This window comes from Psychrobacter sp. CX97, assembly GCF_057396285.1.
This window is the reverse complement of record NZ_JBXYJE010000009.1, coordinates 11,748-26,240: the sequence shown is the minus strand read 5'-3', so window position 1 is coordinate 26,240 and position 14,493 is coordinate 11,748. Positions and strand designations below refer to the sequence as shown.

Below are 14,493 nucleotides of genomic sequence, written 5' to 3'. Positions count from 1 at the left end.
CTTATTAAGGTTTGCTTGCAGATAATCAACTAACCAGCGAAAGTTATCTTTTTGAGTGGTAACCTGTCCTGCCTTGATTAAGACCAATAAGACAGGTTACTAAATACAGTTACAATTAACACTCTTTTAAAAAAAAAGTATTGAATATGTAATCAATAATACAAATGCTATTCTAAATGATAATAATTTTTATTTCTATATTTTTTATAAAAAAATATTCTTTAATCTAAATCTTTTATGTCGCTAGTCGTTTGCGGTTTTAACCTGTTAACCAGCTGATCTAACTGATTATTTTTATAAGCATCCATAAATAGCTGCAGCTTAATATCATCATTTTGCTGCTTTTGTTGACAGCGTACTAATAACGCATTTGCCTGTGACACGGATAAAACAAACACACCATCATTATCCAGTACTGCCAAATCACCAGTTTTGATACACACAGTGGCACGGTCATCTGGTAATTGATAATACAAATCGCTCTTTATCTCACCTTGCCGACCTTGCCTGTTTGCGGTCGTTAATGAACTGATACCCTGAGCAAATACAGGAAAGTCCAACTGCTTTAACGCTTGAGAGTCCGTTACCTCTCCCAGTACGATGACTGCTATTAACTGCTCATATATAGCCGCACAGGTACGTAGTGCTCCCCAGCAGGCTTTGTTTTTTAACAACTGTGCATCAATGCACAATATGTCTTTGGGATGAGCAGATCGTAATGCCTCGTTAATCGCATCGGTATTATCTGAATTTAGACGTACAGTAAGCACACGTCCAGCCAGTGATTGAGTACAATGTAATACTGGTTTTATACCCGCCAGATATCCCTGCTCGGTTAAATGTCCAATGGTCGAACTATCAATGTGCTGATAGGCGGCGATCAAGGACTCAATGGTCGGTTCTGTCATATTCCTCTCTTTATCATAAATAAACTTAGCCTTTAATTTGATGCTGGCATTAAATTTTTTTTGTCTAAAGCACTCATGGTAAAGACTAAAGTTAAGTATTGGGTTGGTTGTGGATATCAAGCTTTGATATGGACAATGGATTGTTCACTCTGCTCTCCCCTGCTGGCATACTGCCGTGCGCTTGTTGACCGCGTTCAATTACCGGTAGCATCAATGTCTTATGCGGATAATAGGGGCTGTCCAATAAACTCTCTTTTAGAATTAAGTACTGATCAGCATCAAAATCTAGCTGTAGTAACAGTTGTTCTATCATCCTTTTAACGGTGGCCCATAACTTGACTTCAGCCATACCATAGTGAGCCGCTAACGATTCGATAATAGCGCGAAGGTTTACCAAGATACCTAAAGACTGTAAGTAAAATATTAAGGCCTTCGGCGTGTCTCTATACAGTCTGTTTTTGAAATTAGGAGGGCTTAGATAATTAGGGTCATCTATCTTATGCCGGCCCAGCCACGGCAGATGGATACGTACGGAGTCATGATCACGCAGTAACACCCCACTAAATTGATTGTCTTTGATCACCATGACCACATTTTGACCATGCAGCTCAGGTATTAACCCTAAGCGTATGCAGCGTAGCATGGTACCCAAAAATACATGACACAGACGGGTAAAGCATGCCATAACCTGCATTTTAGTCGCATCACAAGCCAGCTGACTTTGAGTGCCGTGGTGCTGCGTACCCTCAGTAGTTGACGGTAAATGATCCATATCTTCTCGGAATGACTCGATCAGCTCATCAAAAATATGGTGTGATGACTGGTCTTTGTACACCAGCATACCCAAGCTTGCCATTGGCAACAGGCGCACGGAATTATCACTCAGCTCTTTTGGTAAACAGCGCAGTAGCACACCTAAATGGGTGGGTTTTTCTTGATAAAAGCTTGGGTTGATTGAGCTTTTGTCATGGCGGTTTTTAGGTGGCATATATCCCCACCAAAGGCGCTCATCCCACAGCCACATCTGCTGTTTTAGCACCACATCACGCTGGCAGGCTTGTACCAATAAGGCTTGATTTTTTTCTGCATTAATCAGTTTTAATATCGGTAAATAGCGCTTCGAGTTTAACGCATATACACCCAAAGGCAGCTTAATGCTGTAAGCAGTATTGCGACAAAACAGCATACTGCGCATCGATGCACTGGCATGACTCACCAATTGATTAAAACGCAGCTTAACCACGGTTTTATTCGCCAAATCATCCTCAAAAAAAGCATTCAATTCGTGCGCCATCTGCCAAGGGTGGATAGGAATAGCAATATGAGAGCCTGCTATGCCGAGTGCTTGTAACTCTTGCGCCAGTATCTTTTTCTGTTGATCATTGAGCAAATAATGAGCCGGCTGCAAAGCTGTCTTCGTTTCCTGATCTATGGTTGTCTGTATGTGCTCTAATTGCTCTGAGATCATTAGGTGGGATTTGTTTACTGCCACCCAATTAAGATAAATAGGCTGATCAAATTCAGCCATATAGTACTCATAATCTTGCTGGCTAAAGCCAAGCTTTCCCTTCGCCAGAGGATGAAAGGGGCGATCAATCAAAGAAGCCCATTGCTCAGCAGCAATCAAGCTTTGATACCAGTGCTCTTGTTGATAAACCAACGATGACATCTGTGCCTGTGCCGACCACTGCTGCGCCCTGAACGACGCCATTAAGCTCTCTTGTAGCTTTAAGACGCCGCCTTCAGGTAGCGCCTCCCCACGCTCCTGCATGGCAGATAATAACAAGGTCAATAGCTGTTCAGCTGAGTCTATTGCTTGTAATTGAGAAGCGGCATCACCTTCTATAGCATGTACATCTGACGGCTGTTTGTTTGTATTGCTGTTATTATTTTGATTGGCCACGACCGGCGTAAATAAAAGAGGCAAACACGCCTCTTTTAATAACCACTGGCTACAATGATTTGGGGCAATCAATAACAGCAGCTGGTTATCATTGGGCAATAAAATAACCACCATAGGGGTGTCATGGTGACAAAGCGCCTCTGTCATCGCTTTGTCATAAGGCCCTGATAAGTGTTGCAACTGACCCCAAAGACCCTCGACATTACGCAAGCACAAAAGATCATTAGCCTTCCCTTTTTGGGCTAAGAGCGTGGGGGCGTACTCACGGCTACTGGTGGTAATGACATTCTCAGGTGCTAACCATTGTTCAAGTTGACAGCATTCTAACAACTGGTTAATAAGTCGCCACTGGGCTGTTTCTAGAGCCTCGCTATGGTTTTTTGTCTGTACTGGAAATAAGCTTAGCATGGCATCAATCTCTTTTACTGCTGGTCTGCAAATCGGTTTGATTATCGCTAGCAGCCTTATACAACGGATTATTTAAATATTTTATGGGAAATACCGCATCACCAAATAATCGTCGCTTTGCCAATGACTCAATACGAGTCTTTTGGGCAAAGACATCAAACAGCTTATAACGCGCGTGATGCTCTGGATGAGCCTTTTGATACTCAGAGATACACTGTGCCACTTGATACCAAAAATGCTGCTCTGGATAGCTATAATGAGTGTGCAAGAATATGGCCATATCAGCAAATGCCACAAAAAATAAGCAGGCTACGGTCATATCACGAATACCATCTGTATCGTCGGTTTCGATAAATGAACCTCGATTTAAAACGGCATGTGCGGCAGGTAAGCTAAAGAAATTAGGACGCAGATTTCGTCTTGCTAAGTGCTCAGGAGAATAACGAATACCATCATGCAAATCTTTTAAGAGCACTTTAATCGGATACCCCTCTTCATGTACTAACACGATATTTTGTGCATGACATTCTAGGGCGACCCCATGTGCAAATAACATATGAATAATGGGTAGAGTACTAACCTCAATCAGCTGTTTTATCCAGCGCTCTACTCCATATTTTTGTATCCAAGGGTCAATTAATAGACTACCATCACTATTTATATAACTGACCCCATTTAACGGAAAGGCTTGCTGATTGTCCGAGAGATACTCACTCGCATTTTCGCGCCAAATCGCACCAAGACCGCCATAAATATCAGGATGCTGATACCCTTGCTCACGCAACACCTCATGATCTAAGCAAATACCAACTGTCTCTCCCAAAAATGCAATATTTAATGCAGCAGCGGTCTTATCTTCTGCCGTCAATTGATTTAGCCACCGAGTGACTATCGCAGCATTCATTACCGTATGTTTTGCCAAGATACGAGTACTTGAGGTATTGATCAGATGCATGCTCAGCTTTAAATATGGCTTACCCTCTGACAGCATAGACAGCGACCGTATAGATTGTTGTGCTTGATATTGCGTGTCTGTGGGTCCTAAATAAACCACTTGCTGCGTAGTTAACAAATGCTGCAGCGCATAAATAAGCGTGTTTTGCCACTGCCAAGGATGGACAGGCAGCAAACCATACTCTTTATCATTAGCCACAATCGCTTTTAGAGTTGTCATTAACACCTCATAATCACGACTGCCTAAATACTGCTTAACCCAGTCATTTATAGATACAGACTCAACACTATTACTCACAAGCAAGCGGTAATCTATTGCCAGCCAAACAACGTCAATATTGTGTGCAAACTCTGGCCCATACTGATAGTTGTCATTTAAATTAAACCCAATACGCGACTTAAAGCAGGGATGATAAGGGTGTCCTGCCATCAGGTAGCCCTCTAACTGAGGATAAGTCAGCGCTTGAATATCCGTTGGTACATAAGGGGTCATTGCTTGTGCCTGAATCTCATTAATCAAGGTATGGCGCAGCTCTTCGATAAAGGATTGGACTAATTTTGGAGACTGATTTGTAGCGGTCTTAGCCTGCTCTGTGCCCACTTGTATAGACTGGATATTAGTCGAATCAATATTTAATATAATGTCATTAATAACGCCTTCTAAGGTGGCAGATTGCGACGACTGTCCCTGCTCTACTCGCATTACCTCTTGGTCATTAAAACGAATCAAATCAAAACTATAATGAACGGCACCTTTGGCGACATAGCTGATATGCTCGGACACTGGAATCACAAAAGTGTGATCTGTATTTTGAGAATTACCAGTTGCATGGTTTACTGAGGTAGGTTGACAGTCATAATTGATAATCTCCTCAAATAATAGCGCTTGCAATAGCTGCTTTATAACCCGCTGCTCTATACGCTGCAACTGCTGTTGGGACAATACCCGCGGCGTAATATCATTATCGTTATTGGTTTTATTGCTTTGGCTTTGACTGCTTTCATTAACCGAATGGTTCATACTTTGGGACGCCAGCCTCTGTGTTGTAGCGTACGCCTGCCATGGCCAGCTTGCCTCTAAAACCGGCGCCGTTACCGCGTGCTTTGTATGGTAATACTTTGTTTGTTGCATAGATAAACCCCTGCTGACTGTTATCAATGTAAGTAATTAAATATTTCGTTAGACTCTGTATTACTATGTATTAATGTCACTTTGATCAGTTACAGTGCTGATTCATGCTACTGATACTTCTCAATAATAAAATGATAATCATTTACATATATAGATTAAAAAAAACGCCTAAACAGCCTGATCTTATAACTTCAATGCTAATATTAAACGAGGACTCCTTTGGACTCTCTTTATGCTGCTATGGCAGTTTTCGTGTAGAAATAAGCGTTAGTAGCAGCATTATTGCCAGACCAAAGAACACTTCTTGCATGGGGGCAACTAACGCATCAGAGGCAGATAGACTTGGCATTATTTTTCTCAAAAAACCCAGACCCTCACTGTTTATGTACAAAGTCGCCAGCGCAATAAAGACAGTGGATACAATGCGGCGACTGATGTTATTTAATGCTGCCCCCTCTGTAACAAGATGCTTATCCAAACTACCAAAGCCGACTGTCGTGGTCGGTAAATAGGCCAATCCAACCCCTACGCCATGTAGACTCATTACCAACATTACCAGCCAAATATTTGGGCTAGATAGGCACCAAACCAACATCAGCATGGCTGCACCACTGATAATAACGCCGGCACTGCCGATCTCTTTTGCACCATATCTATCAACAATACCACCGGCAACCTGCGTGGTCATACTGGCAACCAAGGTGGCGACCATTAAGACCAAACCGGTCCACATAGCGTTCTTATGCATGACATCTTGAATCACAATAGGTAAAAACAACAGCCCCATCATCAGCCCAAGGGTCTGGGTTATGCTTAACACAATGCTATGCAAGTAGGTCTTATTAGCAAACAAACTTACCTTAAGAAGTGGGTTTGGGTGTCGGTATTCATAGCGCCACCAGATAACAGCACTCACAATAAAAGCAGCCAATACCGCCAGTTGAACCAAGCCACTTGATATCTCGATTACTGAGTTTGACTTTAAACTATTTAGCCATAACGTCAGCGCCAACAGCCATGCCACCAGACTGACGAATCCATTTTTATCAAATAAAGTATTGTTCGTCTGCTGTGCTTGAGACTCCGGCAATAAGGGCACCCACCACGCTGTCATAGCCACAACTAAAATACTAAGTGGCAAAGTAATGCCAAATAACGTCCACCAAGCAAAATGAACCACTAAATAGGCACCCACCAAAGGGCCAAAGGCTAAAGACATCATAATGACAATGCCCCACAAGGCCATCACCCGCCCTTGCTGATTGCTAGGGTAAACCTGATACAGCATCCCAATTGATAAGGGGATAATCAAACCACCTGCCAGCCCTTGAATGGCTCTTGCAGCGATAATAAACGACATATTGCTTGCCAACATACCCAGCACTGATCCTGCCATAAACCCAGTAATGGCAAAGATATATACACTCTTAAACTTAAAGAGTTTACTCAGATAGCCACTGAGCATCAGGCCCACACTCATTGCCAGTACATAGCCATTTAGCACCCAGCCACCCATCACAATATCTACAGAAAATAGGGACATAAAAACAGGAATAGCAGGGTTTAATGCGCTATTGCTAAAGCTGACGACTGTACCGCCTAACAACAAAGTCCATAGTACACGGCGTATCTGGCTGCTGTCTAAACGCTCAGGCGGCCTTTTTTGGATAACACGAGATCGTAGCTGTAAAAAATTTGTCTTAAGCGGGTTCAATGTTAATAAAATTCCAAGATGAGTAAGATTAAATAAGTATTAATTATTATGAATCAGACGCTTCTGCTTCTCCGTAAAACCCTAAATAACCTCGAGACTCATAGAACTCATCACGATAGCAAAAATAAAGAGCCGCTTTTTTTTCAGGCATATCAACCAAACGCTGTATCTTATAAGCAAAGCTATCTGCCACCCACTGATACACCTCTGTCTTGCTATCAGGCTCAGTGACAATCTTTTTGGCATCGGTATGCTCAAAAATAAATCGAGAGATCATCATCCCTGTTGGTCTTAAATAGCCTCGGCCCACCACATCAGGCTCGCCAAGTAAGATATGCCAGCCCATATCTGTCGGTTTGGCCTTGTAGTATAAAGACAGTCGATCACGATAAGTCTCATAAATCTCGGTATAACCTATGGGCTTGTCGTCACACAATATGATGTAAAGACGCTGATGGTCATCAACAATCATTTTTTCAAAATGCATCTTTAACTGTGGCATGGCCAGATGTAGCTGCCACTGATCCACAACGTGCTCTGCGTGCATCCAGCGATACAGTAATGACATATCTTCCGGATACTTAACGGGACGCAGGCCAAACTGTTTTTGATTGACTTGAACAGAAAATGTATCGGGCAGACCTTGGGCAATGCTTGGCATAAATAGTGTCCTATAAATAAACAATAATAGATAAAAATGACAAGCCATGTGGACCAATACAAATAGGTGCAAAGATTGGCTTTTTTATACACGGCTTATAAGCTAGATAATCACTGCAATAAAGCATCAGTAGACACACCAAAGTCTTGGAAAACGGTAAGCGCTTGGGTGTCATATACCAGCTCGCCTTGTAGCTGGTTAACGATACAGCCGGCACGATACGCTCCTAAGCCTAGGTCTGGTGCTCCAATACCATGCGAATGGATTTCTTGGTTTTGGACAAACACTTGACCCGTCGCCCCGCCGGACGTAGCTTGTGGTGTACTGCCTGCGGTAGCGTGTTTAAGCACCAAAGAATAATCATAATTAATTTGCGGCTGATCAAAAGCATCTCGCTCTATATAATCGGCTAAAGAATCTAGACAACGCGGCAACCCGTGACTATACCCTGTTCCTGCGATAACACAGTCATAGTCGACCACAAATTGACGCTGCTGCTCACGCTGATTTAATGTCAGCTTAAGCTTTGAGACAGCTTCTGGATCGTTATCTGAATCAGTGACACCTTTACCTTGAGCATCGATCACTTCACAATGTGCTATTAGCCTTGAATATGTCGGCTGATTGGCAATACTGCGCTCATATAGCCGGCCATAAATATCTGTAATGGTGCTAAACCCCATACCTTTATAAAGTAGGTCTTGTGTTTGTAGTACAGAGTGCTTGGTCATATTGGGTAAATGATGGAAATAATGGGTATAAGCAGGGCTAAAATGCTCAAGTCCTAGTGGCGAGTATTCCATTGGGAAAAATCCAGCTGAGCGGGTCACCCAATCCAACTGAAACTTGGGCTGATTTTGGTCATCAAACTGCTGATCAAATAAAGCTCGATACACCTCGGCAGAGGATTGACCCGAGCCCAATACCAGCACTTTAGGCCGCGTATCTGACCCTGCAATGTGGTCATAATCAAAATTATCTGCAAAATCTGCGGTATGCATACAGCGGTGCGGTGCCTGATCCGCCAATGGTTGTAATACGTCAGGTAACGTCGGCTGTGTCCCTGTACCAATGACTAAGTTTTTAGCGTGGTAAGTGTTTATCTTGCCCTGCTCACACACCTGTACGACATACCCCGTTTTATCCTCCATTAAAGCCACATCTCGCACTTGGGCATCAAAAACCAAGCTATCTAACTGCGCGGCTACCCACTGGCAGTAGTGATTGTATTCTTGACGAAAAACCTTAAAGTCTTCCAAAAAATAAAACTTTAATAAGCGCTGATGATGATGCAAATAATTCAAAAAACTATACTGACTCGTGGGGTCAATTAATGTTACTAGATCCGCCATAAAGGGCACTTGTAAAGTAGTATGTGGCAGTATCATCCCCTTATGCCAATCAAAGTTGGGTTTTTGTTCAAAAAACTTGCTCTCAAGCGTGGGCTGTTTGTCTAACAATGCTGCCAAGCTTAAATTAAACGGCCCAATACCTATTCCAATAAGATCTAGCATCTGCGACTCCGATTTAGCCAATAATATTTATTTATGATTGTATGCTTTACCTCAGTGCTGCATGCACTAGCCTTCTGCTAATGGATTAGGGATATCGACATATACCGACTGTGTCTCAACAGGGGCAGTTAATTCATCTAAGGCATACAAACGGGTAAGTAAGTTGCCTTTAAATGGCAAGGTTGGGCTGCGTAACAACAGATCAAACAATGGGCGATGGGGGTACTGCGCCTCAAGGGTTAGCAGACACTGCTTAAACTGCTCTAACAACTCATCTTCACTGGCCAGACCTGTACGAGCAATCGCCGTAATGAGACCGAAGATACTATTACCCACCAAATAATACGCCACACGTGAATCGGCAAAGTTTTCAGGGATAACACATTCAGCCTCACTGATTAGCGCTGGATTGGCATCAATAAGTGCTGTCGCATATTCGGCAATATAGCCAAAGCCTTGGTTATCACGTGCCCAAAATTTAGTAGGATAGCCCTCTTGTAGCTCAATCAAGCTATTTTGTTGATGCACCTCAAAACCGATACCTTGCTCATAATACATTTGGATCAACGGCACGAACCCAACTTGCAAATAAGTATCAAACCATTGCCGTGCAATTAGTGGTAACGGCTCATTGGTACGTTTATGGATGGCTTTAAATAAGGTATTAAAGCGATTGGTCAATCGCATGGGGTGATCTTGGCTTAAGCTTGCCAAATTAGTGACTGCCGACTCTGCATCAAAAGGATTGTCACGTAAGATACAAATTGTCTCATTAACAATCGTTCTATCTATCTTAAGCGCAATCCAAGCTGGGTCGTTGAGCACCTCAATGCTTGGATATTGGGTTTTTAATTGCTTGCCGTAGTCACTGCGCCATATGCGACAAGCGTGCATGCCTCGGTAACATTCTTTAGGAAGGTTAATACGTACTGAGTTAGTAATGGCCACGGATAAAGATACTTTAAACATCCAAGGGGCATCAAAAGCAGCTAACGTGCGTACGGAGGTGGTGGGATGCAAGTGCCAGCCCATCTCGCCCATATCAAACAACTGACTGTCTTCAAGCAAACGCTGATACCAGTCTTGCTGCTGCAAGAATTTAGCCTGCCAAGGGTGCAAAGGTAATAGCTTATAAGTGGGGTGCTGCTCAAGTAGCGCCAGCTGATAACGACTCATACTCAGAGCATCATTATCCATATGATCAATAAGCTGCTGTTTTAATGCCTCACTAATACTGTCTCCATCGACGAAGTCATCTGCAATATATTGTGGGTCTACCAACCAGTAATGCAGCCGTGTCTTGCTTTGTGTTTCTGGTGCATATCGTGCCCATTCTTTATCATAAAACCCAGCTCTACCCTTCGGAGTTGGATGCATTGCGTGCCCATAGATTAGGTTTTGCTCGGTCTCTATAAAATCTAAATCTTCCTCTAAGATGTCATCAATCTCATCACTGCGCTGCGCCAAAATAATCTGTAGCCCCTCATAGCTCTCAAGCCAGCGCTTCATCACACCATTACCATCAAGTGCAGCAGTATTATTACCACTACCCTTATTTTGTCGATACGTTAAATCTTCAATAATGAGTGCCGCAAGGCTGGCTGGTGCTAATCTCTCCCACGAAGACTCGTTTAAAATAGAGGGTATGTCGGCCAGACGATGCTGCCCCAATTTGCTCACATTATCCAAAGCAACTGCCATCGTAATATCTAGCGGCTTAAGTGTGAACACTAACAAATGTCTGCCCTGAGACAGCTGCTTTTGTTGGGCATTTTGCTGCTGATTGTCAATTACTTTGCCTTGCTGCGTTTCAAAGGCATAAGCATTAATTAGATTTTGTAGCACCAATCGGTCGAGTGTCTTTTGTTGAATCATCTGTGTTTTCCTTCAAATTATATTTTTAACCATTTTCGGCTATAAGGGTGCGACCTAGCCTGCTTATCTCATCCAAAATATCTTGAATATCAGCCGCTTGGGTCTCAGGATTTAAAATAGTGAACTTAAGACAAAACTGCTGCTTGTACGCAGTTGTTGCGATATTGGCGCTGTTTGTAATAAACAGTTGCTGGGCAATTTTTCTATTGAGCGTAATCAGTGCTGCATCAGACAACCGCGCCTGCTGGTCTGCTACTGACGCTAGCGGTACCGAGGTAGGCCGGTTGGGCTCTAGTGGAACTGCATCAGACTTTGGCGCGTAATAAAACAAGACGCTACTGATGAGCGGATCATGTATTAACACAAAGTCTGGGTGCGCGCGAATCAAATCAGCGGCTTGCTGCGCGGTATCCACACAGGTATCAATTAATTCACCATAGCCGTTAGTTCCAAGCAGATCTAATGCCAGCCATAGCTTTAGCGCATCAAACCTACGCGTTGTTTGTAGAGAGTAGGTCACCAGATTTGGGATATTATCTTGATCATCATCGGTTGGATTTAAGTAATCACTGTGCTGACGGATACTCTCAAAGTGGCATTTATCTTTTAGCAAAAACGCCCCACAACTGATAGGTAAGAAAAAATGCTTATGAAAATCAAGCGTGATTGAATCTGCTTGATGTATTCCCTCAATCCACTCTCGATAACGCTGTGATAACAGTAATGCACCGCCCCATGCAGCATCGACATGCAGCCAGACACCCTGCTGCTGGCAAAGCGTTGCAATATCAGCCAGAGGATCTATTGCGCCAGCATCTGTAGTGCCTGCGGTAGCAACAATGGCCATGATATTGTCAGCACCGTAGTGGTCAATGCGTGCTTTTAGACCATACATGTCCATCCTGCCTTGGTCATCGGTATAAACAGTTTTAACCGAACCGCTCCCCAGACCTAACAAACTGGCATTTTTGGCAATAGAGAAATGGGCTTGATCCGAGCATAAAATGAAGGCTGGTGCCTGACCACCCAGACCCTCATGCTGAACATCAACACCCTGTTGCTGATAATGCCGATTGCGTGCCAGCAGTAGCCCCATCAAATTACTCTGAGTCCCACCACTGGTAAACACACCACCTGAATGCGTCTGTGGTGATGAATCAAAACCACTGAGCTGACATAGCCAGTCAATAAGCTTTTGTTCAATATACGTGGCCGCTGGGCTTTGATTCCATGAATCCATGCTTTGATTGGTTGCGGCAATAATCAGCTCAGCGACTTGTCCAATCACTAAAGTCGGTGGATGCAGGTGTGCCAAGCAGTGTGTATGGGCAGTTGATACACAGTTGGGTAATAGCTGCTGCTCTATATCTGCAAGTATGGCCTGCATATCACGGCCTTGCGGGGTAATACTTAAATCTAAAGCGTCTTTTAGCTGCTCACATTCGCCGCCTAAATATAGGTTATTGTTATCTAACCACTGTTTAATCAAACGACTGGCTTTTTGTATATCGGCAAGGTATTGGGTACTGGTTTGGTGAGTTAAAATTTGCAAAACATTCCTCATCCTTAGCGACAAAATCATGCTGGCTGGTGGCGTATTGGCCTCTTATCGAAGAGACTGTGGACGACACCCCTTGTGTATTAGTGGGTGGCCTGTAACGCGGCGCGAAATTTTTGTAACACTTGCTCAAGCTCTGAGTCAGTAATGGTTAAAGGTGGCAAGAAGCGCAGTACAGAGCCCATACGCCCCCCTTTTTCAATCACTAAACCTTGCTTGAAACATGCCTGTTGAATGCGTGCTGCTGTCTCTCCATCAGCAGGATGACTGCCATCAGCCTGTTTGGGCTGCTTGGGATTAATAATTTCCACGCCAATCATGAACCCTCTACCCCGCACATTACCAATGCGTGGCTCTTGCTTTTGTAGCTGCTGCAGCTGCGTCATAAATGCTGAGCCCATGGCCGCAACTTTCGCTGCCATATCGTTTTGCTCTAGATACTTTAAGGTCGCTAGCCCTGTCGCCATCGCCAATTGATTGCCTCTAAAGGTTCCAGAATGGTTGCCCGCTTGCCACTGGTCATATTGTTTTTTGATGCCCAGCACAGCCATAGGTAGCCCGCCGCCGATGGCTTTTGACATCACCACCATATCTGGATCTATATCTGCATGTTGATAAGCAAACCAGCGACCTGTACGGCAAAATCCGGTTTGTACCTCATCTATAATCAACAAGATATCCAGTGCTTTGGTCACTTGACGAACATGCTTTAGCCACTCAATCGGCGCTGGGTTAACACCGCCCTCCCCTTGTACAACTTCTAAGATAACTGCTGCAGGTTTTGTTACCCCACTTTCAACATCCGTCAAGAAGTTCTCAAAATAGACCATATGAGCTTCTAAATCTTGCGGCTGCGGCAGTCCAAATGCACTACGGTATATATTGGGATAAGGCATAAATTGCACCTGCCCCATTAGCCCCTCGACCCCTTGTTTGGGGCTTAGGTTGCCTGTGACGGCTAAGGCGCCATGTGTCATACCGTGATAGCCGCCACTAAAGCTAATAATGCCTGATCGTCCCGTTACCTTTTTGGCAAGTTTAATCGCTGCTTCTACCGCATCTGCCCCTGTAGGACCACAAAACTGTAAACAATACTCCGTGTCATCGGTTGCCAAAAGATTATAGACGAACTCACTAAACTCATCTTTTAATGGCGTGGTTATGTCTAGTGTATGCATGGGCATGTCACTATCGAGCAACTGCCTGATGCTTTGGATAACCACGGGATGATTGTGTCCCAGTGCCAATGTACCGGCACCTGCCAGACAATCGATGTATTTATTCCCCTCAACATCCGTAATCCAGACCCCTTTAGCCGACTCAATAGCAAAAGGTAGTTTGCGAGGGTAACTTAGCACCTCAGACTCAAACTGATACTGACGATTTAAATAATTCTGGTTATTTCTTTTTTTTGCTGAGAAGGAAAGATACATAATAAAGCCCTTATGGTTTTGAATAACTTAAGCCTACAAGTCATTTGCAAATAAGTTATACGCTAGTTTTGCGTAATACCAAGCGTGTGTTTATCCGTTGCTACAAGTAGATGCCTTCAAAATAAATATCAATGTAAAAGGCAGGTGCTCTAGCAGATAGATTGCAGAATGAGATAGTCACCAGCGCAAACTAAAAAGAGTATTTACGATTACAATCATAAATACTCTTTTTATTTATAATGATAATCATTATCGTTTGATAGCTATATTCTTACTGACATTAAATCTGCTGTCAACCTAAAATTGGATTATTTATTTAGAAAAATAATACGTATTAACCCCTGCTAAATTATTGATATTAAATAACTAATTTTTGTAGCAAGCGTCAGGTAAGAAACCCAAGTTAAGAGAATCTAAAGCTAAATCTTAAGCT

The 14,493-nt window shown here is 43.3% G+C and carries 9 protein-coding genes; all 9 read right to left on the bottom strand.

What is annotated here, in order from left to right; genetic code table 11:
- Positions 1 to 221: 221 nt before the first annotated feature.
- Entirely contained in the window at positions 222 to 908 is a 687-nt protein-coding gene (locus tag AC2SLL_RS08500; RefSeq protein WP_486531265.1) for an RraA family protein, read from the bottom strand.
- 91 nt (positions 909 to 999) lie between these two features.
- On the bottom strand, positions 1,000 to 3,219 hold the full coding sequence (locus AC2SLL_RS08495) for an IucA/IucC family protein (RefSeq protein ID WP_486531264.1): 2,220 nt from the start codon (positions 3,217 to 3,219) through the stop codon (positions 1,000 to 1,002).
- 4 nt (positions 3,220 to 3,223) lie between these two features.
- Complete coding sequence (locus AC2SLL_RS08490; protein ID WP_486531263.1) at positions 3,224 to 5,305, bottom strand: IucA/IucC family protein; 2,082 nt, start codon at positions 5,303 to 5,305, stop codon at positions 3,224 to 3,226.
- Between the two features lie 238 nt (positions 5,306 to 5,543).
- Positions 5,544 to 7,019: an MFS transporter gene (locus AC2SLL_RS08485; protein ID WP_486531262.1), complete on the bottom strand. Its 1,476-nt coding sequence runs from the start codon at positions 7,017 to 7,019 to the stop codon at positions 5,544 to 5,546.
- 46 nt (positions 7,020 to 7,065) lie between these two features.
- Positions 7,066 to 7,680: a GNAT family N-acetyltransferase gene (locus AC2SLL_RS08480; RefSeq protein ID WP_486531261.1), complete on the bottom strand. Its 615-nt coding sequence runs from the start codon at positions 7,678 to 7,680 to the stop codon at positions 7,066 to 7,068.
- A 110-nt stretch (positions 7,681 to 7,790) separates the two neighbouring features.
- Positions 7,791 to 9,194, bottom strand: a complete 1,404-nt coding sequence (locus AC2SLL_RS08475) for a lysine N(6)-hydroxylase/L-ornithine N(5)-oxygenase family protein (protein ID WP_486531260.1) — start codon at positions 9,192 to 9,194, stop codon at positions 7,791 to 7,793.
- Positions 9,195 to 9,260: 66 nt separating this feature from the next.
- The gene (locus AC2SLL_RS08470) at positions 9,261 to 11,069 is read right to left on the bottom strand and encodes an IucA/IucC family protein (RefSeq protein ID WP_486531259.1); all 1,809 of its coding nucleotides are present in this window, start codon (positions 11,067 to 11,069) and stop codon (positions 9,261 to 9,263) included.
- A gap of 25 nt (positions 11,070 to 11,094) precedes the next feature.
- Positions 11,095 to 12,621, bottom strand: a complete 1,527-nt coding sequence (locus AC2SLL_RS08465; protein ID WP_486531258.1) for a pyridoxal phosphate-dependent decarboxylase family protein — start codon at positions 12,619 to 12,621, stop codon at positions 11,095 to 11,097.
- 89 nt (positions 12,622 to 12,710) lie between these two features.
- Positions 12,711 to 14,060 carry a diaminobutyrate--2-oxoglutarate transaminase family protein gene (locus AC2SLL_RS08460; protein ID WP_486531257.1) on the bottom strand — a complete coding sequence of 450 codons (1,350 nt, stop codon included), beginning with the start codon at positions 14,058 to 14,060 and terminating at the stop codon, positions 12,711 to 12,713.
- Positions 14,061 to 14,493: the final 433 nt, after the last annotated feature.